Consider the following 23624-nt stretch of genomic DNA (forward strand, 5'->3'; position numbering starts at 1 on the left):
GGGGACGGGCGACGCAGCCGACGGTGGTGGCGCACGTATCAGGATTTTAGGGCCCGGATCGGTCTAGCCGATCCGGGCTCTTGGGCTGTCCGCCATCCAGCGGCCGGCCGCGACTTCTTCTTTTCCGCTCCTGGCAGGTTCTCAGGAGCGAAGCGCGAAGACGCCGAAGGCCGGCGCCTCGCTGATCCAGCGCGCCTCGACGCGCCACCCGGCCTTCTGCGCCATCGCCGCGAAGGCGCCGGGGTCGTACTTGTAGGAATTCTCGGTGTGGATGCTCTCGCCGGCGGCGAAGGCGATGGAGCGGCCGGCGATCTCGACCGCCTGGTCGCGCAGGCTGACCAGATGCATCTCGATCCGGCTCTCGACGGCGTTCCAGACCGCCCGGTGAGCGAAGGCCTCCAAGTCAAAGCCGCCGTCCAGCTCGCGGTTGATGCGCGCCAGCAGGTTCTTGTTGAACGCCGCCGTCACGCCCGCCGCGTCGTCATAGGCCGGGATCAGCACGTCCTCGCCCTTGGCGATGTCGGCCCCGACCACGAACAAAGCCCCCGGCCCCAGCAGCTCGCGCGCCGCGACCAGGAAGTCGACCGCCTCGTCCGTCGGGAAATTGCCGATCGTCGAGCCCGGGAAGAAGCCGACCGCCGGCCGACCGCGCGCCGCCCCCGGCAGGCCCAGCGGATGGGTGAAGTCCCCCACGGCCGGCGCCACGGCCAGCTTGGGATAGTCGGCGCGGATGGCTGCGGCGGCCGCGTCCAGGGCCGAGGCGCTGATGTCCATCGGCGCGTAGACGGCCAGCTGCGGCGCGGCGTCCAGCACGATGCGGGTCTTGGTGCTGGCCCCGCTGCCGAACTCTATCATCGCCGCGCCTTCCGGAATGCGGGCGGCGATCTCGGGCGCGATGCGGCGCAGCAGCGCCGTCTCGGTGCGGGTCGGATAATATTCCGGCAGCACCGTGATCTCCTCGAACAGCCGTGAGCCCTCGGCGTCGTAGAAATACTTGCTGGGCAGGCTCTTTGGGCTGGCGGTCAGGCCCGCCAGCACGTCTTCGCGGAATCCGGCGTCCATGGCTTTCTCGCGGCCGCCCGCCCCGTCGCGCGCCAGGCGCACGCCCGAGAACATCCAGCGCTGGGCGGGATGGAAGAAGTTGCGATAGCTGGCCCGCGCATGGCCCGGCGGCGTGCCCGCCGCCCCGCCGCGCAGAACCATCTGGTTGACCATGAACTTGCCGTTGTACTCGCCCAGGGCCCCTGCCCCCGCCCGGAATCCCGGATAGGGCGCATAGGCGCTGGCGGTCCACTGCCAGGCCTCGCCCGACATCTGCCGCAGGTCCTGGCCGGAGCGCGCGGCCAGCTCCCATTCGGCCTCTGTGGGCAGGCGCGCGCCGGCCCAGGTCGCGAAGGCGGCCGCTTCGTAATAGCTGACATGCGCCACCGGCGCTGCCCCATCCAGAGGCCGGAGGCCGGCCAGGCCGAACTCGCTCCAGGCGCCGTCCTCGTCCTGGCGCCAGTAGAGCGGCGCGCGCCACGCCTGCTCCTGGACCGTGGCCCAGCCGTCCGACAGCCAGAACTCGGGCCGCTCGTAGCCGCCGTCCTCGATGAAGCCCAGCCATTCGCCGTTGGTGGTCAGGCGGTCGGCCAAGCGGAAAGGCTCGAGGAACACGCGATGGCGCGGCCGCTCGTTGTCGAAGGCGAAGACCCCCTCGTCCGCGCCAATGGTCGCCAGCCCGCCCTCGAAACCGACAAAGCCGGGCGCTGGGACGGCCGGCCGCGGCGGATCCGGGCGCTCGCGATAGGCAGGATACAGCGGCGACTGGGCGAACAGGTGCTGGATGTCCATCAGCAGCAGCTCCTGATGCTGCTCCTCGTGGGCCAGGCCCAGGTCCAGCCGTTCCAGCAGCTCCGGCGACAGCGGACCCGACAGCAGCCGGGCCATGGCCGCGTCCACATGCCGGCGATAGGCTCCGACCTCGGCGCAGGACGGCCGGGTCAGCAGGCCCCGCTGCGGCCGCGGCTGCCGCGGCCCCATGGCTTCGTAGTACGAGTTGAAGATATAGCCGAAGGCCGGGTCATAGGGCTTGTAGCCCGGCGCGTACGAGGCCAGCAGGAAGGTTTCGAAGAACCAGGTCGTATGGCCTCGGTGCCACTTGGTCGGGCTGGCGTCGGGCATCGACTGGGCCGCCTGGTCCTCGGGCGACAGCGGCCCGGCCAGGGCTTCGGTGCGTTCACGCACGGCGCGATAGCGGGCCAGCGGCGTGTCGGCGGCCTCGGCGACGGACGTCAGGACGAAGGTGTCGTCGGGACTCATGCACGCTCCTGGCGTTGTCCGGCCGCGCGCGCGGGCCGTTGTCCAAAACGGATCGCGAGCTTGGGCGTTCCCCGGATCGAGGGCAAGGCGGCCTGCTGCCAGCATGGTGTCATCAGCACTTCTCAATTCCTATTGAATTGATCTGGTTTGATCCTCCCGCCTCGCGGGAGCGACAAGCAGCACAAATCCGCTTCGCGCGGCCCCGTCTTGAAGAGTTCAGCGATGTCTTTCATCTCGTCGCCCGATCCCGCCGCCGATCCGCCGATCCTGATCGTGCCCGGCCTCTACAACTCCGGCCCCGACCACTGGCAGAGCCACTGGGAGCGCGCCCTGCCAGGCGCCGAGCGCGTGGACCAGGTCGACTGGGAGCGGCCCGCCCTGGGCGACTGGACCATCAGCCTAGCCGAGGCCGTGCGCAGCCGCCCTGGCGCGATCCTGGTGGCCCACAGCCTGGGCTGCGCCCTGGTCTGCCACCTGGCCCAGGTGACCGGCGGCCGGGGCGTGCGCGGCGCCCTGCTGGTGGCCCCCGCCGACGTCAACCGCGAGGGCCCGGCCGGCCGGCTGCTGATCGGCTTCTCGCCGATCCCCCGGCCGCGCCTGCCCTTCCCGTCCCTGGTGGTGGCCAGTCGCGACGACCCCTATGTGGCCATCGACCGGGCCGAGGCCTTCGCCCGGGGCTGGGGATCGCGCTTCGTCGACCTGGGCCGGGCCGGCCACATCAATGTCGACTCCGGTCACGGCGCCTGGCCGCGCGGCCGCCTGCTGCTGAACGAGCTGATCCGCGCCACGGCTACGCCGACAGCGCGGGCCTGACAAAAGACGACCCCCGCGAACCGGGTTCGCGGGGGTCGTTCTTTACGCGGACTGTCTAGACGTACTGCGCCGGTCCGGCTTCGCGATCCTCAGCGCTTGGCTCCAGCCTCCCTACGGGCGAGCGCGCTGTTCCGCGAAGATCGTACCGATGGTCGAACCTCAGGCGGCGGCCTGGCGGCTGCGCACTCGGCTCATCCAGTCTTCCGGATAGGTCTCACGCACGACGATCGACTTGAACTGGCCGACCGGGATGCGGGCGGCGTCGCCCGGCTGCAGGTCGCGCGAGACCGAATGGCCCGCGAATTCCTGGATGATCGTGATCACCTGGCTGCTGCCGGCGGCGTTCTCGATGAGGATCATGGGATGTCTCTCTCTGAGAGGGCTTGAAGGCGCGTCAGAGGACGCGGCGTTCCTGGGGCAGGCTCTGGCGGGTCCAGGCGTCGATGTCGGCCGAGCTCTGGAAGCGGCGGAAGGCGCCCTGGGTGTGGTCGGGGCAGTACGAGGCGCGCTTGCTGGAGGTCTCGCGGCCGCAGAAGCCGAAGTCGCCGGCGTCCGGATTGCCGATCGGCCAGCGGCACGAGTGCATCGACAGGTCGAGGATGCCGGCCGTGGGGGTCAGCTCTTCCATCACCGAGGTCAGGGCGCGGGCGGCCGGACGAGCCTGGGCCGGGGCGCTGGTGCGGGTCCGCGGAACCTGACGCGACACCCGGACGGTGACGGCGCGCTGGCGCACCGGCGTCTCGCGGACGGTGATGCCCAGGCGGTGGATCTTGCCGATGACGGCGCTGCGGCTGACGCCGCCCAACTGGCGCGCCACCTGGCTGGCGCTCAACCCTTCGAGCCACAACTTCCTGAGCGTGGCGGTACGTTCCTCGTTCCAGTCCATGACGGTTTCCGCTTCTTAAGGGTGCGGGATCAGCCCCCGCCCTTCTTCGGTAGAATCATGGTTAACGACGGTCAAATTCTTCCGTGCATACCCACGGTTCTCGAAATCACATTTTCCGAACGAATCCCGTCGGATAGCAGACGATGTCGCAGGGAGCCGTTTTGAACTGCGGCAAGACCTTGACCGAATAACGTCGTTCCGCGATGAATTCACGGGTCAGAAACCGGCTTGGATTTGAATGCGGCGCGGCGTCGCAAGCCTTGCGACATAACGCCTACGGGGATTGTGATGCGTACCCTCACCGTCGTCGCCACCGCGACGCTCTGCCTTTCCATCAGCCTGTCTCTGGCCGCCTGCTCGAAGGGCGGCGAAACCTCCGGTGAAGGCGCCGCCGCGCCGCCACCGCCGCCTCCGACCCCCGCCGAAAAGGCCGCCGCCCTGGCCGCCCTCCCCGCCCCCTACAACACCGGCGACCTGCTGAACGGCCAGAGCAAGTTCGCCCTCTGCCGCTCGTGCCACACGATCACGCCGGGCGGCCCCAACATGACCGGCCCCAACCTCTATGGCGTGTTCGGCCGCAAGGCCGGGACCCATCCGAAGTACGTCTACTCGGACGCCGTCAAGAACGCCGGCTTCACCTGGGACGCCGAGCATCTGGACCACTGGCTCGACAACCCGCGCACCTTCCTGCCGGGCACCAAGATGACCTTCGCGGGCCTGTCCAATCCCAAGGACCGGATCGACCTGATCGCCTATCTGAAGGTCGAGACTGGCTACAAGCCCGAGCCCTCGGCGGCGACAGCCCCCGCCACGCCGCCCCCCGCCCCATCGGCCCCATGACCCCGCGCATCGCCCTCCTGACCCGGCTCTACGACGCCTACAACAAAGGCGACTTCGACGCCTTCGCGGCCGAGCTGGATCCCGCCGTCGACTGGCCCGACCAGATCGGCGGCGGCCGGGTCGTGGGGGTCGAGGCGATGCGGGCCTTCTGGGCGCGGCGCGACGGCATGGTCCGGGTCGAGGCCGCCCCCATGGAGTTCACGGTGCTGGAGGACGGTCGCGTTTCCGTCGCCACGAACCAGACTGTGCATAACCTGGAGGGCCGGCTCTGGTCCGACAGCTGCGTGCGACATATCTACACGTTCCAAGGCGAGCGCGTGTCGCGCATGGATATCGTCGAGCGTTTGGACGAGGCGTAAGCATGGCGAAGGCTGAAGTGTTGCTGACCCGGCACTTCGAGGCGACGCGCCGCCGCGACCTCGAAGCCGTGGTCGCCCAGTTGCACCCCGACATCGCCTTCGCCAACGTGCTGGAAGGCGGCGAGGTCGTGGGCCTGGAGGCGGCGCGGGGCTATTTCGAGCGCCAGTTCGCCATGGCCGGCGTCGAGATCAGCCTGATGCGCGTGCGCCGCCAGACCGACGGCTGGGTCCACGCCGACGTCGAGATCGCCCTGCGCCGCCCCGACGGCCGCCTGTGGTCGCAGAACACCGCCATCATCGCCTATCTGATCCGCGACGACCTGATCGTGGGGATAGACCCGCTGCCGGATCCTGGGACGCGGTAGAGCGCCTTCCCACGACTTTTTCATCGTCATCCCGGCCGGAGCGCGCAGCGCGGAGAGCCGGGACCCAGGGGCCGCCGCGATGCGCCGGCCGCCGTCTGGTTGGATGATCTCGATGCCGCGTCCAGTCCCCCTGGGTCCCGGATAAGCCCTTCGGGCTTTCCGGGATGACGAAGTGTTTGGGATCAGGGATCAGGCCAGCAGATCCGCGCAGGCGTCCAGAACCGCCTCCGCATCCAGCCGGTACTTCGCATAGAGGTCCGGCAAGTCCCCCGACTGGCCGAAGGTCTCCAGGCCCAGCGCCCGCAGGCGATGGCCGTGCACCGAGCCCAGCCACGACAGCGTCGCCGGCGCGCCGTCGACCAGGGTCACCAGGCCCGCCTCGCGCGGCAGGTCGGCCAGCAGCCGCTCCACCGTCGAAGTGCGCTTGGCGCCGTCCGTCCAACGTGAGCGGCCGGCGGCCGTCCAGTCGCGGTGAAGCACGTCGGCCGAGGTGACGGCCAGCAGGCCCGCCCCCGGCTCGTCCTCCAGAAGCGCCGCGTGCGCCTCCAGCGCCTCGGGGGCCAGGGCCCCGCTGTAGACGATAGCCAGGCGCGCATCCGGCGCCGGCGGCTTCAGCCAGTAGGCGCCCTCGACCACGCCCGCCTTCCAGGCCGCGTCGGCGCGTTCCGGCTGGGCGATCGAGCGCGTGGACAGGCGCAGATAGGTCGAGCAGCCGTCGGTCGCCTGGATGCGCTCGAAGGCGTGGGCCATCAGCACCGCCGTCTCGTCGGCGAAGGCGGGCTCGTAACTGTCCAGCCCCGGCTGGCTCATGCCGATCAGGGGCGATCCGATCGACTGGTGCGCGCCGCCTTCGGGGGCCAGAGTCAGGCCGGACGGCGTGGCGACCAGCAGGAACCGGGCGTCCTGGTAGCAGGCGTAGTTCAGGGCATCGAGCCCCCGGGCGATGAAGGGATCGTACAGCGTGCCGACCGGAAACAGGCGCTCGCCGAACAGCGGCGCGGTCAGGCCCAGGGCCGCCAGGGCGATGAACAGGTTGTTCTCGGCGATGCCCAGCTCGACGTGCTGGCCCGTCTCGCCCATCGACCACACCTGGGCCGAGGGGATGCGGCGACGCTTGAAGACGTCCTCGTGGGCCCGGCGGTGGAACACGCCGCGCCGGTTCACGAAGCCGCCCAGGTTGGTCGAGACCGTGACGTCCGGCGAGGTGGTCACCACCCGGCCGGCGAACTCGTCCTTGCGGGCGGCGATGTCGAACATGACCTTCCCGAAGGCGGCCTGGGTCGACTGCTCGCCGCCGCCAGCGATAGCCGACAGTAGCTCGTCGGCGCTCGGCGTCGCCACGCTCGCCGCCGTGTAGTTGCGATCGTTGGCGACCGCGAAGGGCGCGCGGGCGACCAGGCCCTTCAGGGCCGTGCGCTCGGCCGAGGACAGGCCCGACAGCGCGTCCCACTCCTCGCCCTCGACCACGCCCAGCCGCTCGCGCAGCTCGGCGATCTGGGTGGGGTTCATCAGGCCGGCGTGGTTGTCCTTGTGGCCCTGGAACGGCAGCCGCAGGCCCTTGACGGTGTAGGCGATGAAGAACCGGGGGGCGTCGTCGCGCGAAGCCCGCTCGAAGGCCTCAAGGATCGTCTCCAGGCAGTGGCCGCCCAGCTCGGTCATCAGCTCGCCGAGGTCGACGTCCTTGTAGGTCGCGATCAGCGCCAGGGCGTCGGGGTCGCCGGCCAGGTCGGCCGTCAGGCGCTCACGCCAGGCCGCCCCGCCCTGGTAGGTCAGGGCCGAATAGAGGTCGTTGGGCGCGGTCTCGATCCAGGCCTTCAGCGCCGCCCCGCCGGGCCGCTCGAACGCTTCGCGCTGGCGCTTGGACCACTTCAGGGTCTCGACGGTCCAGCCGGCGGCCTCGAAGATCTCGCCGTAGCGGGTGAACATCCGGTCCTTGGTTGTCGCGTCCAGGCTCTGGCGGTTGTAGTCGACGATCCACCAGGTGTTGCGCAGGTCGTGCTTGCAGGCCTCGATCAGGGCTTCGTAGATGTTGCCCTCGTCCAGCTCGGCGTCGCCTAGCAGCGAGATCATCCGCCCCATGCTCTCGGGCTTCACCGAGCCCCGCGCGGCCAGATAGTCCTGGGCCAGCGAGGCGAAGGCGGTGACCGCCACGCCCAGGCCCACCGAGCCGGTCGAGAAATCGACGTCGTCGACGTCCTTGGTGCGCGAGGGATAGGACTGCGCGCCGCCCAGGGCGCGGAAGGCCTTCAGCTTGTCCAGGCTCTGGCGGCCGAACAGGTGCTGGATGGCGTGGAAGACGGGGCTGGCGTGCGGCTTGACCGCGACCCGGTCCTGCGGCCGCAGCGCCTTCATGTAGAGCGCCGTCATCAGGGTGGTCATCGAGGCGCACGAGGCCTGGTGACCGCCGACCTTCAGCCCGTCGCGGCTTTCGCGAAGGTGGTTGGCGTTGTGGATCGTCCACGACGCCAGCCAGAGAATGCGTTCCTCGAGACGCCGCAGCAGCGCGATTTCCTGCCGCTTGGCCGTCAGAGACCCGTCAGCCATGCTTCCTCACCCGTTTATACGGGTGAGGTATGCCCCTCGCCCGCCTTTTCGCGCGCTTCATAGTCCTCGATCTGCCGCGCCGTCCACTCCGGAGATTTCGTGAAGCGTGCGAGCAGGTTGTAGAACACCGGAACGATGAACAGCGTTAGCAGGGTCGCCACGATCGCGCCGAAGAAGATCACGGCCCCGATCGTCTGGCGGCTTCCCGCCCCGGCCCCCGTCCAGAGAAGCAGCGGCAAGGCGCCCATGGCCGTGGCGATCGAGGTCATGATGATCGGGCGCAGGCGCAGGGCCGCCGCCTCGATCACCGCCTCGGTGACCTTCAGCCCCTCGTCGCGCAGCTGGTTGGCGAACTCGACGATCAGGATGCCGTTCTTGGCGGCGATGCCGATCAGGATGATCAGGCCGATCTGGCTGTAGGTGTTGATGGTCGAGCCGGCCATGACCAGGCCGAACAGCCCGCCCAGCACCGCCAGCGGCACGGTCAGCATGATCACCGCCGGGTGGATCCAGCTTTCGAACTGCGCGGCCAGCACCAGGAACACCAGCAGCAGGGCCAGGCCAAAGGCGATGGCGATGCCGCCCGAGCCTTCCAGATAGTCCTTGGCCTGGCCGCCCCACTTGATGCTGACGCCGGGCGTCGGGTGCTGGGCCGCCTGGTCCTGGAAGAAGCTGACGGCGTCCTCGACGGTATAGCCCGGCGACAGCTGGGTGGTCAGGGTCACCGAGCGCAGGCGGTCGACGCGCGGACGGTCCGGGGTGTCGCCCCGCAGCTCGGTCTTCACAACCGTCGACAGCGGCACCAGGCCGCCGGCGTTGGTGCGCACCTGCAGCTTGTCGAGATCGGCGACGCTGCGGCGCTGGTCGAGCTCGGTCTGCAGGATGACGTCGTATTCCTGGCCGTTCTTGATGTAGGTCGTCGCCTGGCGCGAACCGAACATCGTCTCCAGCGCCCGGCCCACGGCCTGGGCCGAGACACCCAGGCTGGCGGCCTTGTCGAGGTCGATCTGCACCGACAGGCGCGGCGCGGTCGGCTCGTAGTCGATGCGCGGGCGCGAGAAGCCCGGGTTCTCCTGGGCCGCCGCCAGGATGGGCTTGAGCCAGTTGGACAGCTGCACGTAGTCGTTGCCGACGGCGATCAGGTCGACATTGGTGCCGCCCCCGCCGCCACCGCCCCCGCCGCGCTGGAAGGCGCCGCGAACGCTGGCCACGGCGCGCACGCCGGTGATCTTGGAAAGGTCCTTGTTGAGCTCGGCCGCCACGTCGTCGGCGGTCTTGTCGCGCTCGCCCCAGCCTTTGAGCACCACCACGCCGTTGCCCGAGTTGAACTGGCTCTGGCCAAAGCGCGGGATGGTCAGGATGGTGCGTTCGGCGATGCCGTCCTCGCGGTAGCGGGCCATGATCTTCTCGATCTTGGCGCCGATGCCGGCGGTGTAGTCGAAGCCGGCGCCTTCGGGCGCGCTGATCTGGATGTCGACGCGACCGCGGTCCTCGGCCGGCACCAGCTCCTTGGGCAGGCTGACGAACAGCAGCGCCGCGAAGCCGGCCAGCAGGATCACCGCCCCGCCGGCGGCGAAGCTGGCGGCGCGCACGCCCAGCAGGCTCTCCAGCGAGGCGCGGTAGCTTTCCTTCAGCCGGTCCATCGCCCAGTCCATGCGCTTGTTGAACCAGCCCCCGCCGTGCGCGGGCTTGAGCAGCTTGGAGGCCATCATCGGCGAGAGGCTCAGCGCCAGCAGCGCCGAGAAGGCCACGGCGGCGGCGATGGCCACGGCCAGTTCGACGAACAGCCGGCCGATATAGCCGGGCAGGAACATCAGCGGCGCGAACACCGAGATCAGCACGACGGTGGTGGCCACCACCGCGAAGAACACCTGGCGCGAGCCGCGCTGGGCGGCGATCAGGGCCGGCTCGCCCTCGTCCACCCGGCGCTGGATGTTCTCGACCACGACGATGGCGTCGTCGACCACCAGGCCGACGGCCAGCACCAGGGCCAGCAGGGTCAGCAGGTTCAGCGAGAAGCCCAGCGGCGCCAGGACGATGAAGGTCGACAGGATGCAGATCGGCGCGACGATCGAGGGGATCAGCGCCGAGCGCCAGCTGCCCAGGAAGATCAGGTTGACCAGGGCCACCAGGGCCACGGACATGCCCATGGTGATCCAGACCTCGTGGATGGCCTCGGCGGTGAACACCGAGTTGTCCACGGCCACCACCAGCTTGGTGCCGGGCGGCAAGGTCTGGTTGATGACCTCGACCTCCTTGCGGACGGCGTCGGAGATGGCGACGTCGTTGGCCTGCGACTGGCGGGTCAGGCCGATGCCGACCTGGTCGACGCCGTTGCCGCGGAACAGGCGCCGGCGCTCGTCCGGCCCTTCCTCGATGCGGGCCACGTCCGACAGGCGCAGCACGAAACCGTTGGCGTCCGCCGCGCGGATCGGCAGGCGGGCGAAGTCCTCGGGCTTGGCGTAGGCGCGGGCCACGCGGATGGTGAAATCCTTGGCGCTGCTTTCCAGCGAGCCGGCCGGCAGTTCCAGGTTCTGGGCGTTCAGCGCGTCCTCGACGTCGCTGACGGTCACGCCCCGGGCGGCCATGGCGTCGGCGTTCAGCCAGATGCGCATGGCGTAGATCTTGGCCCCGAACAGGTTGGCCTGGGCCACGCCGTCGATGGTCGACATCCGCTCGACCAGGTAGCGGTCGGCGTAGTCGGCCAGCTCCAGCGGATCCAGCGTGGTCGAGGTCAGGTTCAGGATGATGATCGGCGAGGCGTCGGCGTTGGCCTTGGCGATCTGCGGCGGGTCGGCCTGGTCGGGCAGGTTGGCCGAGACCCGGCTGACGGCGTCGCGCACGTCGTTGGCGGCGGCGTCCAGGTCGCGGTCCAGGCGGAAGGTGATGCTGATCTGCGAGCGGCCGTCGCGCGACGAGCTGTTGACCCGGTCGATGCCCTGGATGCCCGACACCTGGCGCTCGATCACCTGGGTGATGCGCTCTTCGATGACCTCGGCCGAGGCGCCGCGATAGACGGTCGAGATCGACACCACCGGCGGGTCGACGTTGGGCAGCTCGCGGATCGGCAGCGAGCCGAAGGCCGCCAGGCCGATGACGCACAGGATGATCGCCGCGACGGCGGCGAATACCGGGCGGCGGACGGAGATGTCGGACAGCATCAGCCGGCCTTACGGTCTTGGCCGGGCTTGCCGCCGCCCTGGCCGCCTGGGCCGCCCGGGCCGCCGGCCGGCTTGGCCACGTCGCGCACGGCGCCGCCGTCCTGCACGCGGTTGAGGCCGTCGGCCACCACCACGTCGCCGGCCTTCAGGCCCGAGCGGATCTCGACGAAGCCGTCGGCCGTGAGGCCGGTGGTGATGTTGGTGCGGCGGGCGACCTGGCCCTTCTCGCCCTTGGCGACGAGGAACACCGAGGCCTGCTGGCCTTCGAACTGCACGGCCGCTTCCGGCACGGCCAGGCCCTGGCGCACGCCCTGGTCGATGGCGACCTTGACCAGCATGCCCGGCTTCAGGCGGCCGCCCGGGTTGGGGAACTCGGCGCGGGCCTTGATGGCGCGGGTGGCCGCGTCGATGCGGGTGTCGATCTGGGCGATCTGGCCCTGGAAGGTCTCGCCCGGCAGGGCGTCGGGGCTGGCCTTGATCGGCAGGCCGTCGCGCAGGGTGGCGAGGTAGCGGTCGGGGACCGAGAAGTCGACGCGCACGACCGAGGCGTCGTCCAGGCTGACGATGGCCCCGCCCGGCGCGATCAGCGTGCCCGGCGCGACGTCGGAGATGCCGACGCGCCCGGCGAACGGCGCGCGGATCACGCGGTCCAGGCGCTGGGCCTTGGCCGAGGCCAGGGCGGCCTTGGCGCTCTCATAGGCGGCCAGGTTCTGCTCGGCGGTGGCGCGCGGGGCGATGCCCTTGTCGGCCAGGGTCTTCCAGCGGTCGTAGTTGCGCTTGGCCTGGTCCAGGTTGGCCTGGGCCTGGGCGATGTCGGCGGTCTCCTGGTCGTCCTTCAGGGTGACCAGGACCTGCCCGCGCGAAACCAGCTGGCCGTCGGTGAAGTGGACGGCGGTGATCAGCTCGGTGGTGTTGGAGGTGATCGTCACCGACTGGCGACCCTTGGCCACGCCCAGCACTTCGATGCGATCGGTGAACGGACGCTCGCCGACCTTGACCTGCGAGACGGCCGTGGCGCGGCCGGCCGGGCCGCCCTGCCCCTCGGCCTTGCCGCCAAGCATCAGCTTGGCTCCGCCGGCCAGGATCATCAGAACCAACGCGACCCCGGCCGCGATGAGGAAGAAGTGCCTGCGGATCACAAATACGCTCCGGCGCCGTTGAACCGGCGCCCTTAAGGTCTAGGTTGGGGCGACATATGACCCCACCCTAGACCCGCGTCTAGTGACACTAGAATTACGTGACATTTCAACTTTGAAACAGTTGCAAAGCTTTAGCTTGACGTAACGTCGGTCGCCAAGCTTGACCGCGGGCGTCTAATCCGCGTAGCCCGGGGACTGGCGGTCCAGCTGGCGCAGGCAACCGGGCCAGGCCAGCCCCGCGATCATGCCCAGACCCATCCCCGTCTGGCTGCGAACCTCGGCCTGGGCTGCCTCCGGAGCGAGCAGCACGTGATCGCGCCCTGCGCTGAGAGCCATCACCTGCTGGGCGCAGGCGCGCTCCAGGAAGAACATTCCGAGCCAGCATTCGGCGGCCGTGCGGCCCGTGGCCAGGGTGCCGTGGTTGCGCAGCAGCATCAGCCGCTTGTCGCCCAGGTCGGCCACCAGCCGCTCGCGCTCGTCCAGGTTCAGCGCGATGCCCTCGTAGTCGTGATAGGCCAGCTGCGGCGTGACGATCAGCGCCTGCTGGCTCAGCGGCAGCAGGCCCTCGGCGTGGGCGGCCACGGCCACGCCCTGGTCGGTGTGCAGGTGCATCACGAACTGGGCGTCCTCGCGCGCGGCGTGGATGGCCGAGTGGATCGTGAAGCCCGCCGGATTGATGAAGTACGGCGTCTTGTCGATGACGTTTCCGTCAAGGTCGACCTTCACCAGGCACGAGGCGGTCATCTCGCCGAAGAACATGCCGTATGGGTTGATCAGGAAATGGTGCTCGGGCCCCGGGATCCGCGCCGAGATGTGGGTGAAGATCATGTCGTCCCAGCCGTGCAGGGCGACCAGCCGATAGAGGGCCGCCAGGTCGACCCGGGCCTGCCATTCGGCCTCGCTGACCTGATCCTTGATCGATGCGGCGATCGCGCCGGTTCCGTCGGCCATGACGCTTGCTCCCGTAGGTTATCATTGTTGAGTTGAGCGTCGCGCTGACGGGCGCCCCAGTCAAGCGATCGGGTCAAGCGACCAGCGTTAGACGGGATCGTACTTGCCAGAGCCCTTTCGTCGTCGGACGGTCCTGGCGGATTCGAAGACGGGGGATCGTCCGCATGTTGCCCTCAATCGGCGTGGGCGTGATCGTCCTCGGCTTCGCGCTGAGGTTCAATCCGCTGCTGGTGGTGGTCTGCGCCGCCATGGCCTCGGGCCTGGCCGCCGGCCTTGGCCCGCTGGAGGTGCTGGCCGCCTTCGGCAAGGCCTTCAACCAGAACCGCTATGTCAGCATCGCCTGGCTGATCCTGCCGGCCATCGGCGTGCTCGAACGCTCGGGCCTGCAGGAGCGCGCGCGGATGGCGATCAAGAGCCTGAAGGCCGCCACCGCCGGGCGCATCCTCGTCGTCTACCTGCTTCTGCGCCAGCTGACGGCGGCCATGGGCCTGATCTCGATCGCCGGCCACGCCCAGACCGTCCGCCCCCTCGTCGCCCCGATGGCCGAGGCCGCCGCCGAGAACCAGGGCGCGCTGGACGACGCCACCCGCGACGAGGTGAAAGCCATGAGCGCCGGCACCGACAATGTCGGCGTCTTCTTCGGCGAGGACGTGTTCATGGCCATCGGCTCGATCCTGCTGATCGTCGGTTTCCTCGACCAGAACGGCCTGGTGGTCGAGCCGCTGCACCTGTCGGTCTGGGCCATCCCGACGGCGATCTGCGCCTTCCTCGTGCATGGGGCGCGACTGCTGCTCTTCGACCGCAAGCTCTCGCGCCGGGGAGCAAAGTCATGATCGGCCTGCCGCTCGTCTACCTGCTCGCCGGCTTCATGTTCACGGCCTTCGCGGCCATGAGCGCGGGCGACAAGGCCAACCCCAAGCGTTTCGGCAACGCCGCCTTCTGGGGCCTGTTCGCGATCAGCTTCCTGTTCGGCGACAGCCTAGGCGATCTGGGCAACGGTTTCCTGGTCGTGGCGCTGGCCCTGCTGGCCGGCACGGGCCGCCTGGGCGTGGGCCAGCCCGTCACCACCACCGGCGAGGAACGGGCGCAGATGGCCCAGCGCTTCGGCCTCAAGCTGTTCCTGCCCGCCCTGCTGATCCCGGTGATCGTCCTGGCCGGCACCTTCACCTTCAAGGCCCTGACCTGGAACGGCCAGCATGTCGTCGATCCCAAGCAGGCGACGCTGGTCTCGCTGGCCATCGCCGCCGTGGTCGCCGCGATCCTGGCCCAGCGCCTCTTCAGGCAGCCCGCCAGCGCACCGCTCCAAGAAGGCCGCCGCCTGATGGACCTGGTCGGCTGGGCCGCCCTGCTGCCGCAGATGCTGGCCGCCCTGGGCGCGGTCTTCGCCCTGGCGGGCGTCGGCCAGACCATCGGCGACATCACCCTGGCGATCACCCCTGTCGACAGCCGCCTGGCCGTCGTCGTCGCCTACTGCCTGGGCATGGCGATCTTCACGGTGATGATGGGCAACGCCTTCGCCGCCTTCCCGGTGATGACCGCCGGCATCGGCCTGCCGCTGGTGATCGGCCGCTTCGGCGGCGACCCGGCCGTGGTCTGCGCCATCGGCATGCTGTCGGGCTTCTGCGGCACCCTGCTGACCCCGCTGGCCGCCAACTTCAACCTCGTCCCCGCCGCCCTCCTCCAGCTTTCGAACCGCTACGCCGTCATCCAGGCCCAGGCGCCGACGGCGGTGCTGATGCTGCTGATCAACATGGTCCTGATGTATGTCCTCGCCTTCCGCTGAGACCGCCGCCCGCTTCGCCCAGGCCGCTCTCGGGCACGTCGCCCGCGAGTATCCCAACAAGCTCGACCACGTGCTGGCGAGCGACGCCGACGCCCTGGGCCCTCGCGCCCTGCACCCGATCTTCTTCGGCAGCTTCGACTGGCACTCGTGCGTCCACGGCTACTGGACCCTGGCGACGATCCTGCGCCTGCATCCGCAAATCGCCGAGGCTGGCGCCATCCGCGCCCTGTTCGACGACGCCTTCACGGCCGAAAAGGTCGCCGCCGAGGTCGCCTATCTGGCCCGCCCCGAAAGCCGGGGCTTCGAACGTCCCTACGGCTGGGCCTGGCTTCTGAAGCTGCAAGCCGAACTGCTGGCCCACGATGCGCCCTGGGCGGCGACCATGCGGCCGTTGGCCGACGCCTTCGTCGCCCGCTACCGCGCCTTCCTGCCTATCGCCGACTATCCGATCCGGGCCGGCGTACACTCCAACACCGCCTTCGCCTTGGCCCTGGCCGCCGACTACGCCGACGCCGCCGGCGACGCCGAGTTCCGCGCCGTGCTCGCGGCCAAGGCCGCCGCCTGGTACGGCCAGGACCGCGCCTGCCAGGCCTGGGAGCCGTCGGGCGACGACTTTCTGTCCTCGGCCCTGGTCGAGGCCCTGGCCATGCGCCGCCTGCACCCCGACAGCTTCGCCGAATGGTTCGCCGCCTTCCTTCCGGACCTTTCCGGCCGCCGGCCCGCCACGCTGTTCACCCCGCCCAGCGTCAGCGACCGCACCGACGGCAAGATCGCCCATCTCGACGGCCTGTCCCTTTCCCGCGCCTGGTGCTGGCGCGCCGTCGCCAAGGACGCCCCGCCGGCGCTCGCCGCCGTGGCCACCGAAGCCGCCGACCTGCACCTGACCACCGCCCTGCCCCACGTCACCGGCGACTACATGGGCGAGCACTGGCTGGCCAGCTTCGCGCTGCTGGCGATGCTGGAGGGGTGAGCGAAAAGGAACCTCCCCCTGTGGGGGAGGCGATCGCGCAGCGATCGGTGGGGGGACGTAGCTGCGGGACCGGCCAACGCCCAAGACGCTGAAAACTTCCCCCCACCGGCCTTCGGCCGCCTCCCCCACAGGGGGAGGTTCCTCTACTGTGCCCCGCCGACCGCAACCGGATTCGCCGACCCGTGCCCCTGATCCCCGTCTCCGATCTCACCGAAGCCCAGGCCGTCGAGGAGCTGGAGCGTCTGGCCGACGAGCTGGCCGGCCACGACCTGCGCTACTATCAGGACGACGCCCCCACGGTCAGCGACGCCGAGTACGACGAGCTCAAGCGCCGCAACGCCGACATCGAGGCGCTCTTCCCGCACCTGCAGCGCGAGAACTCGCCGTCGCTGAAGGTCGGCGCCGCGCGCTCGGCCCAGTTCTCGCCGGTCGAGCACGGCGTGCCGATGCTCAGCCTGGACAACGCCTTTTCCAACGACGAGGCCGCCGAGTTCGACGCCCGCATCCGTCGCTTCCTGCGCCTGGGCGCCGAAGAGCCGGTCTTCTACATGGCCGAGCCCAAGATCGACGGCCTGTCGGCCTCGCTGCGCTATGAAAAGGGCGTGCTGGTGCAGGGCGCCACGCGCGGCGACGGCCGCGTCGGCGAGGACGTGACCGCCAATCTCAAGACCATCGCCGACATCCCCCACCGCCTGAAGGGCTCGGGCTGGCCCGACGTCATCGAGATCCGCGGCGAGGTCTATGTCGAGCTCGAGGCCTTCGCCGCCTTCAACAAGGCCGCCGAGGAAGCCGGCCAGCGCACCTACGCCAACCCGCGCAACTTCGCCGCCGGCTCGCTGCGCCAGATCGATCCGAAGATCAGCGCCACGCGACCCTTGCGCTTCTTCGGCTATGCCTGGGGCCTGGTGTCGGCGCCCTTCGCCGCCAGCCAGTCCGAGGCGCTCGGCAAGCTGAAGGAATGGGGGTTCGTCACCACCGCCCCGCCGGCGGAACGGGTCGAGGGCGCGCAGGGCCTGCTCGACATCTACGCCCGCTTCGAGACCCTGCGCCCGCAGTTGGCCTTCGACATCGACGGCGTGGTCTACAAGGTCGACGACCTTGAACGGCAGCGCCGCCTGGGCTTCGTCTCGCGCTCGCCCCGCTGGGCCATCGCCCGCAAGTTCCCGGCCCAGCGCGCCAGGACCATTCTCGAAGCCATCGACATCCAGGTCGGCCGCACGGGCGCCCACACCCCCGTCGCGCGGCTCAAGCCCGTCACCGTCGGCGGCGTCTCGGTGACCAACGCCACCCTGCACAACGCCGACGAGATCGCCCGCCTCGACGCCCGCATCGGCGACACCGTCGTCCTGCAACGGGCCGGCGACGTGATCCCGCAGATCGTCGAGGTCGACCTCGCCGCCCGCCCGGAAGGCGCCGAGCCCTACGCGTTCCCGCACGTCTGCGAGTGCCCGCTGAAGACGGCTCTGACCCAGGAGCTCAACGCCAATCGCGAGGTGTCGGTCGTCCGTCGCTGCTCCGGCGAGTTCGCCTGCCCGTTCCAGCGCGTCGAGCATCTGCGCCACTTCGTCTCCCGCCGCGCCTTCGACATCGAGGGCCTGGGCGAAAAGCAGCTCCAGGCCTTCTTCGACGAGGGCTGGATCAAGGAGCCAGCCGACATCTTCGCCCTCGCCCGCGACGAGGAGAAGCTGGCCGCCCTGCGCGAACGCGACGGCTATGGCGAGACCTCGGTCAAGAACCTGGTCGCCGGCATCGAGGCCCGCCGCACCATCGGTCTCGACAGGATGATCTACGGCCTGGGCGCCCGCGACATCGGCGAGACAACCTCGACCGTTCTGGCTCGCCACTTCGACCAGTTCGCCGACCTGCAAGCCGCCTCCGAAGCCGCCGCCAGGGGCCTGCCCGGCGCGACCTATCTGGAGCTGTCGACCGCCGCCGGCGTCGGCCCCAAGGCGCTCGATCTGCTCGTCGAAGCCGGCCGCGCCGGTGTTCCGGCCGATCCGTGGCCCCAGTCGGAAGACCTGGAGCTGAAGATCGGCCAGGTGGTCCCCAAGCTGACCAAGCCGGCCCGCGCGGCCCTGGCCCAGCGCTACGGAACCTGGGAGGCCTTCGCCGAAGGCCTGGCGCAGGCCGCCAAGGGCGCGCCGGGCGAGGACTACCTGCACCTGGCGGCCGTCGACGGCGTCGGCCCCGTCGCCGCCCAGTCCCTGGCCCGTTTCTTCGCCGAGGAGCATAACCGCCAGAAGGTCGAGAACCTCCTGGCCCAGCTCGACGTCCAGGCCGTGGCCAAGCCCAAGACCGACACCGCCGTCGCCGGCAAGACCGTGGTCTTCACCGGCGCGCTAGAGAAGATGACCCGCGACGAGGCCAAGGCCCAGGCTGAAGCCCTCGGCGCCAAGGTCGCCTCCTCGGTGTCCAAGAAGACCCATCTGGTGGTCGCCGGTCCCGGCGCGGGCTCCAAGCTCAAGACCGCCCAGGACCTCGGCATCCAGGTGATGACCGAGGACGAGTGGCTGGAGCTGGTGGGCGGCTGATGAAGGTCGTCGCCATCGACTTCGAGACGGCCAACGAGACCCGGTCGAGCCCCTGCTCGATCGGCCTGGCCTTCATCGAGGACGGCGCGGTCGCCCGCGTCGACCACCACTACATCCGGCCGTGGGACATGCGTTTCGCGCCGTTCAACATCGCCTTCCACGGCATCGGCCCCGACCACGTGCGCGGCGCCGACGAGTTTCCGGCCGTGCTCGACCGGCTGCGCGAGGATCTCGACGGGGCCCTGGTGCTGGCCCACAACGCCGCGTTCGACATCAGCGTCATCCGCCGCACCTGCGAGCACTACGGCATCGCCCCGCCGGCCTTCGACTACATGTGCACCGTGCAGGTCGCCCGCAGCGTCTGGCCCAGCCTGCCCTCGCACAAGCTGAACGTGGTCGGCCGGCATCTGGGGATCAGCTTCAAGCACCACGACGCGGCCGGCGACGCCTATGCCTGCGGCCAGGTGGCCCTCGCCGCCGCGGGCCAGGCCGACGCCGTCGGCGTCCACGACCTGCCGACACGGATCGGCCTGACTCTGGGCCGGCTGAGCCAGGGTGACTACGCTCCGTCGCAGAGCCGGCATCTTCCCAGGAAGGCCCCGCCGCCGCCGCGCCCCGTCCTGCTGCCCGGCGCCGAGCGCCGCCTGGCCGGCCGCACCGTGGTCTTCACCGGCCAGCTCGACACCATGAGCCGTCCCGACGCCCAGGACCTCGCGGCGGCCATGGGCGCGCGGGTGGTGCTGTCGGTGACCAAGGCCGTCGACCTCGTGGTCGCCGGCCCCGGCGCGGGCGCCAAGCTGCGCACGGCCCGCGAGCGCGGGTTGCAGGTGATGGACGAAGAGGCCTGGCTGGCGCTGGTGGGGTGAGCCGACCAAGGAACCTCCCCCTGTGGGGGAGGCGGCCGAAGGCCGGTGGGGGGAAGTTCTCAGCCGCCGCGGCGCTGGCAGGTTCAGCAGTCACGCCCCCCGCCGATCGCTTCGCGATCACCTCCCCCATAGGGGGAGGTTCCTGAATGTCAGACCGACCTACTTCCCCAGAAACGCCGCCAGCCGGTCCTTCCACAGCACCGCCCAGGTGTGGCTGCCATGCCCCTTGGTCTTCTCGCTGGCCGGCAGCAGCACGAACTGCCCGCGCTTGAGCCGCTTCACCTCGCGCTCGGCGATGCCCAGCTCCGGCGGGTTGATGAAGTCGTCGGCCGAGTTGATCCAGAGGACCGGGACCTCGATCTTCTCCAGCCCCGCCGACGGGTCGTAGGTGCGCGAGGCGTCGACCTGATAGAGGAGGTCGTTGGCGTCCAGGCCCGCGATGCGGCGGTTGAAGTCGGCCTCCAGCGCCTTGTCGGTCGCCTCGCGGGTCGGCAGGGCCAGCTGCATCGGCAAAGCAGAGGCGCCGGCGATGATCAGGAAGTCGGTCGCCGTGCGCAGGCCCTGCATCGGTTGCTGCACATAGTCGCCGCCGTTCCAGGCCGGGTCGGCCTTGATGGCGTCCATGGTCATCTTGCGCCACATGCGGTTGCGGCCGGCGATGGCCGCCGGCTGGCAGGCGAACGGCGCCAGCTTCGCGGCGAAGCCCGGATAGGTCTCGCCCCAGACGAAGCCGTGCATGCAGCCCATCGACGTGCCCATCAGCAGCTGCAGCCGGTCGACCTTCAGCCCCTCGACCAGCAACTGGTGCTGGGCCCGCACCATGTCGTCGTAGTCGTAGTGCGGAAACTTCGCCTTCAGCCCGTCCGAGGGCTTGGAGGATTTCCCGTGGCCGATGCCGTCGGGCAGGATCACGTACCATTTGGCCGGATCCAGCAGGCCGCCCGGAACCAGCAGCTCGTCGGCGAACTGCGGCGACAGGAACTGCTTTCCGCTGCCGCCGGTGCCATGCAGCACCATCACCGCATTGGTCACCCGTCCTTGCGCATCGCGCCTGGGCTCGCCCAGCGTCGTGTAGTGCAGCCGCAGCTCCGGCAGGGTCTCGCCCGAGCCGAACCTGAAGTCCCGAACGACGAAGTCGCCTTCCTTGGGCGTCACGGCGGGAGCCGCGAAAGCGGCGGCGGGCGACAGGGCCGCGCAGGCGGCCAGGGTCAGCAGAAGACGGCGCATGGCTTACTTCTTCTCCAGCCGCGCCACGAGGCTGGAGGTGTCCCAGCGACTGCCGCCCATGGCCTGCACCTCGCCGTAGAAGCCGTCGATCAGCTTGGTGGCCTCCAGGGTCGCGCCGTTGCTGGCCGCCTCGTCCAGGGCGATGCCGAGATCCTTGCGCATCCAGTCGACGGCGAAGCCGAACTCGAACTCGCCGCGCGACATCGTCCCCCAGCGGTTCTCCATCTGCCAGGACTGGGCCGCGCCCTTGGAGATCGCCGCCAGCACATCGTCGGTCGGCAGGCCCGCGCGCTTGGCGAAATGCAGCGCCTCGGCCACGCCCTGCACCACGCCGGCGATGGCGATCTGGTTGCACATCTTGGTCAGTTGGCCCGCGCCCGACGGCCCCATGCGGCGCATGGCCTTGGCGTAGACGTTCAGAACCGGCTCGGCCGCCGCGTAGGTCGCTTCGTCACCGCCGACCATGATGGTCAGCTGGCCGTTCTCGGCCCCGGCCTGCCCGCCCGAGACCGGCGCGTCGAGGAAGCCCACGCCCCTGGCGGCGCAAAGCTCCGCCATCTCGCGCGCCACCTTGGCCGAGGTGGTGGTGTGGTCGACGATGATCGCGCCCGCCTCGAGCGCGGGAAGGATTTCCGCCACCACGGCGCGGACGTCGTCGTCGTTGCCGACGCACAGGGCGACCAGCCGCGCGCCCTTGCTGGCCCCGGCGATGGTAGGCTCGCTCTTGCCGCCGTGCTTTTCCACCCAGCGCGCGGCCTTTTCGGCGGTGCGGTTGTAGACGGTCACCTCGTGGCCGGCGGCCCGCAGGTGGCCCGCCATCGGAAAGCCCATGACGCCAAGACCGATGAACGCCGTCTTCATGCGCGAGACTCCTTGCCGCACCCTGCGAATTGGCCCCGTGCATGAGCCCATCGGCCCCGCATCGCAACGCCATTTTAACGTCCTGCGCGCAGGTTGCCCCGACAGGGTTAAGCAGGCTTAAGCACGATGGCGTCGACCGGCGAAGCGCCGATCATCATCAAGAAGGTCAAGAAGGGCGGCGGCCATGGTCACCATGGCGGCGCCTGGAAGGTGGCCTATGCCGACTTCGTGACGGCGATGATGGCCTTCTTCCTGCTGATGTGGCTGCTCAACACGACGAGCCCCGAACAGAAGCAGGGCATCGCCGACTATTTCGCGCCGGCCTCGATCTCGTCCAGCACCAGCGGCTCGGGCGGCATCCTGGGCGGCACCTCGCTCGGCGACGACGGCGCCAAGGCCGACGGCAAGATGTCGGTCGTCCAGCAGATGGCCCCCGAGGCCCCCGACCAGACCAACCAGGACGGCCAGTCCTCGACCACCGCCAGCCTCGACTCGGCCAGCGAGCAGGCCCTGCGCGACGCCCTGGCCAAGAAGGAACAGGACAGCTTCGCCTCGGCCGCCCAGTCCCTGCGCCAGTCGCTGCAGGACATGCCCGAGCTGGCCGAGCTGTCGAAGCAGATCCTCATCGACCAGACCCCGGAAGGCCTGCGCATCCAGCTGGTCGACCAGGAAGGCCGCTCGATGTTCAAGGAGGGCTCGCGCGAGCCCAACGACCGCGCCCGCCTGCTGCTGCGCGCGGTGGCCAAGGTCATCAACCAGCTGCCCAACCGCATCACCGTCTCGGGCCACACCAGCGCCGACCAGCGCGGCCGCAAGGCCGACAGCGACTGGGCCCTGTCGGCCCAGCGCGCCGACACCTCGCGCCAGATCCTGCGCGGCGCCGGCGTCGACGACGACCGCATCTACCAGGTCTCGGGCAAGGCCAATTCCGAGCCCCTCTACGCCGACGATCCGACCCTGGCCGGCAACCGCCGGATCTCCATCGTCCTGTTGCGCGAAAAGCCCGTCCTGCCCGACAACCTGTGACCGTTAGCCGCGTCGCGCGTTTGTCCTGCTTGCACAACGGCTCGGCATACCGCCTAATCACCTTCACGGATCAGGCGGGGGCCTGACCGGGAGTAAGGGGACAGGGACGACGTGACGCAGCATTTTCCGACGCGACAGCTTCGGTTCTTCCTGACGGCGCCGACCCCTTGCCCGTACCTGCCCGGCCGCCAGGAGCGGAAGGTGTTCACCCACCTGCCCCTGTCCGACGGCCCCGGCGTCAACGATAGCCTGACCCAGGTCGGCTTCCGCCGCTCCCAGAACATCGCCTATCGGCCCGCCTGCGAGACCTGCCGCGCCTGCCAGTCGGCCCGCGCGCCCGCCGCCGACTACGAATTCTCGCGCTCCGAGCGCCGCGCCCTCAATCGCAACAACGATCTCGTCCGCTGCCTGGTCGAGGCTGAGGCCACGCTGGAGCAGTTCGAGCTGCTGCGCCGCTACCTCACCGCCCGCCACGCCGACGGCGGGATGGCGGAAATGACCTGGCCCGACTACGTGGCGATGGTCGAGGACACCGCTGTCCGCACCCACCTGATCGAGTACCGCCGCCCGTCGGTGGATCGCGGCCCGGGCGAGCTGGTGGCCTGCGTGCTGGTCGACGTGCTCGCCGACGGCCTGTCGCTGGTCTACAGCTTCTACGACCCGACGCAGGAACGCCGCAGCCTGGGGTCGTTCATCATCCTCGACCACATCGTCCAGGCCCGCCTGACCGGCCTTCCTTACGTCTATCTGGGCTACTGGGTCCCGGGCTCGGAGAAGATGGCTTACAAGGCCAAGTTCTCGCCCCTGGAGATCCTCAAGCCCGGCGGCTGGTCGCTGATGTCGGCCCGCGAACGCGGCGCCCGCCCGCCCAGGACCGCCCCGGCCCCGGCCGTCCGCGAGGTCGAGCTCTCCGACGCCATCCCGCTGACCGAACTGCCCGCGGCTGGGAAGCCGTAACTAGAACCCTCTCTCTTTGAGAGAGGGAGGGGCCCGCCGCGAAG

Annotated in this window: 21 protein-coding genes; 12 read left to right on the forward strand and 9 right to left on the reverse strand. The window is 69.8% G+C overall.

From position 1 onward, the window contains the following. Positions 1-141 precede the first annotated feature (141 nt). On the reverse strand, positions 142-2301 hold the full coding sequence (gene egtB, locus DDF62_RS12600; protein ID WP_116489421.1) for an ergothioneine biosynthesis protein EgtB: 2160 nt from the start codon (positions 2299-2301) through the stop codon (positions 142-144). A 222-nt stretch (positions 2302-2523) separates the two neighbouring features. Between egtB and DDF62_RS12605 the strand changes: the two genes are divergently transcribed. After that, positions 2524-3114, forward strand: a complete 591-nt coding sequence (locus DDF62_RS12605) for an alpha/beta hydrolase (RefSeq protein WP_116489422.1) — start codon at positions 2524-2526, stop codon at positions 3112-3114. A gap of 159 nt (positions 3115-3273) precedes the next feature. Here DDF62_RS12605 and DDF62_RS12610 read toward each other — a convergent pair whose 3' ends face one another. Both DDF62_RS12610 and DDF62_RS12615 read right to left on the reverse strand, forming a co-directional pair. After that, positions 3274-3474, reverse strand: a complete 201-nt coding sequence (locus DDF62_RS12610) for a hypothetical protein (RefSeq protein WP_058350547.1) — start codon at positions 3472-3474, stop codon at positions 3274-3276. 34 nt (positions 3475-3508) lie between these two features. Further along, positions 3509-4000, reverse strand: coding sequence for a GcrA family cell cycle regulator (locus DDF62_RS12615; protein WP_116489423.1), 492 nt, complete (start codon positions 3998-4000; stop codon positions 3509-3511). 288 nt (positions 4001-4288) lie between these two features. Between DDF62_RS12615 and DDF62_RS12620 the strand changes: the two genes are divergently transcribed. Genes DDF62_RS12620 through DDF62_RS26655 form a run of 4 tightly spaced genes read left to right on the forward strand, consistent with a single transcriptional unit; the run spans position 4289 to position 5709 of the window. Then, on the forward strand, positions 4289-4840 hold the full coding sequence (locus DDF62_RS12620) for a c-type cytochrome (protein ID WP_165832243.1): 552 nt from the start codon (positions 4289-4291) through the stop codon (positions 4838-4840). Beyond that, entirely contained in the window at positions 4837-5199 is a 363-nt protein-coding gene (locus DDF62_RS12625; RefSeq protein WP_116489424.1) for a nuclear transport factor 2 family protein, read from the forward strand. Before DDF62_RS12620 ends, DDF62_RS12625 begins: the two co-directional genes overlap by 4 nt. 2 nt (positions 5200-5201) lie before the next feature. After that, positions 5202-5564 (forward strand): nuclear transport factor 2 family protein, encoded by a 363-nt coding sequence (locus DDF62_RS12630; RefSeq protein ID WP_116489425.1) that lies wholly within the window; start codon positions 5202-5204, stop codon positions 5562-5564. Positions 5565-5586: 22 nt separating this feature from the next. After that, complete coding sequence (locus tag DDF62_RS26655; protein ID WP_420808155.1) at positions 5587-5709, forward strand: hypothetical protein; 123 nt, start codon at positions 5587-5589, stop codon at positions 5707-5709. Between the two features lie 44 nt (positions 5710-5753). Here the strand turns inward: DDF62_RS26655 and DDF62_RS12635 are convergent, their stop codons facing one another. The 4 genes from DDF62_RS12635 to DDF62_RS12650 all read right to left on the reverse strand — a co-directional run bounded on the left by DDF62_RS12635 (position 5754) and on the right by DDF62_RS12650 (position 13359). After that, the gene (locus DDF62_RS12635) at positions 5754-8108 is read right to left on the reverse strand and encodes a transketolase (RefSeq protein ID WP_116489426.1); all 2355 of its coding nucleotides are present in this window, start codon (positions 8106-8108) and stop codon (positions 5754-5756) included. 14 nt (positions 8109-8122) lie between these two features. Beyond that, entirely contained in the window at positions 8123-11269 is a 3147-nt protein-coding gene (locus DDF62_RS12640; RefSeq protein ID WP_116489427.1) for an efflux RND transporter permease subunit, read from the reverse strand. Continuing rightward, positions 11269-12408 carry an efflux RND transporter periplasmic adaptor subunit gene (locus DDF62_RS12645; RefSeq protein WP_116489428.1) on the reverse strand — a complete coding sequence of 380 codons (1140 nt, stop codon included), beginning with the start codon at positions 12406-12408 and terminating at the stop codon, positions 11269-11271. Before DDF62_RS12645 ends, DDF62_RS12640 begins: the two co-directional genes overlap by 1 nt. A 174-nt stretch (positions 12409-12582) precedes the next feature. Further along, positions 12583-13359 carry a class II aldolase/adducin family protein gene (locus DDF62_RS12650; RefSeq protein ID WP_116489429.1) on the reverse strand — a complete coding sequence of 259 codons (777 nt, stop codon included), beginning with the start codon at positions 13357-13359 and terminating at the stop codon, positions 12583-12585. A gap of 164 nt (positions 13360-13523) precedes the next feature. On the opposite strand from DDF62_RS12650, the gene DDF62_RS12655 reads away from it, so the two are divergent. The 5 genes from DDF62_RS12655 (at position 13524) to DDF62_RS26205 (ending at position 19509) form a co-directional block, all read left to right on the forward strand. After that, positions 13524-14192 carry a DUF969 domain-containing protein gene (locus DDF62_RS12655; protein ID WP_116489430.1) on the forward strand — a complete coding sequence of 223 codons (669 nt, stop codon included), beginning with the start codon at positions 13524-13526 and terminating at the stop codon, positions 14190-14192. After that, positions 14189-15142, forward strand: a complete 954-nt coding sequence (locus DDF62_RS12660) for a DUF979 domain-containing protein (RefSeq protein WP_116489431.1) — start codon at positions 14189-14191, stop codon at positions 15140-15142. Before DDF62_RS12655 ends, DDF62_RS12660 begins: the two co-directional genes overlap by 4 nt. After that, positions 15123-16112: a DUF2891 domain-containing protein gene (locus tag DDF62_RS12665; protein WP_116489432.1), complete on the forward strand. Its 990-nt coding sequence runs from the start codon at positions 15123-15125 to the stop codon at positions 16110-16112. Before DDF62_RS12660 ends, DDF62_RS12665 begins: the two co-directional genes overlap by 20 nt. A 182-nt stretch (positions 16113-16294) precedes the next feature. Then, positions 16295-18643 carry an NAD-dependent DNA ligase LigA gene (gene ligA / locus DDF62_RS12670; RefSeq protein WP_116489433.1) on the forward strand — a complete coding sequence of 783 codons (2349 nt, stop codon included), beginning with the start codon at positions 16295-16297 and terminating at the stop codon, positions 18641-18643. Further along, positions 18643-19509: a 3'-5' exonuclease gene (locus tag DDF62_RS26205; RefSeq protein WP_116489434.1), complete on the forward strand. Its 867-nt coding sequence runs from the start codon at positions 18643-18645 to the stop codon at positions 19507-19509. The genes ligA and DDF62_RS26205 overlap by 1 nt, the downstream gene beginning before the upstream one ends. 159 nt (positions 19510-19668) lie before the next feature. On the opposite strand, the gene DDF62_RS12680 is transcribed toward DDF62_RS26205, so the two are convergent. Together DDF62_RS12680 and DDF62_RS12685 are read right to left on the reverse strand one after the other, a co-directional pair. Next, the gene (locus DDF62_RS12680) at positions 19669-20736 is read right to left on the reverse strand and encodes an alpha/beta fold hydrolase (RefSeq protein WP_116489435.1); all 1068 of its coding nucleotides are present in this window, start codon (positions 20734-20736) and stop codon (positions 19669-19671) included. 3 nt (positions 20737-20739) lie between these two features. After that, entirely contained in the window at positions 20740-21597 is an 858-nt protein-coding gene (locus DDF62_RS12685; protein ID WP_116489436.1) for an NAD(P)-dependent oxidoreductase, read from the reverse strand. A 126-nt stretch (positions 21598-21723) separates the two neighbouring features. On the opposite strand from DDF62_RS12685, the gene DDF62_RS12690 reads away from it, so the two are divergent. Next, positions 21724-22623 (forward strand): flagellar motor protein MotB, encoded by a 900-nt coding sequence (locus DDF62_RS12690; protein WP_058350562.1) that lies wholly within the window; start codon positions 21724-21726, stop codon positions 22621-22623. 111 nt (positions 22624-22734) lie between these two features. Beyond that, positions 22735-23580, forward strand: a complete 846-nt coding sequence (locus tag DDF62_RS12695; RefSeq protein WP_116489437.1) for an arginyltransferase — start codon at positions 22735-22737, stop codon at positions 23578-23580. Positions 23581-23624: the final 44 nt, after the last annotated feature.

The organism is Caulobacter radicis (assembly GCF_003094615.1).
Taxonomy (GTDB): domain Bacteria; phylum Pseudomonadota; class Alphaproteobacteria; order Caulobacterales; family Caulobacteraceae; genus Caulobacter; species Caulobacter radicis.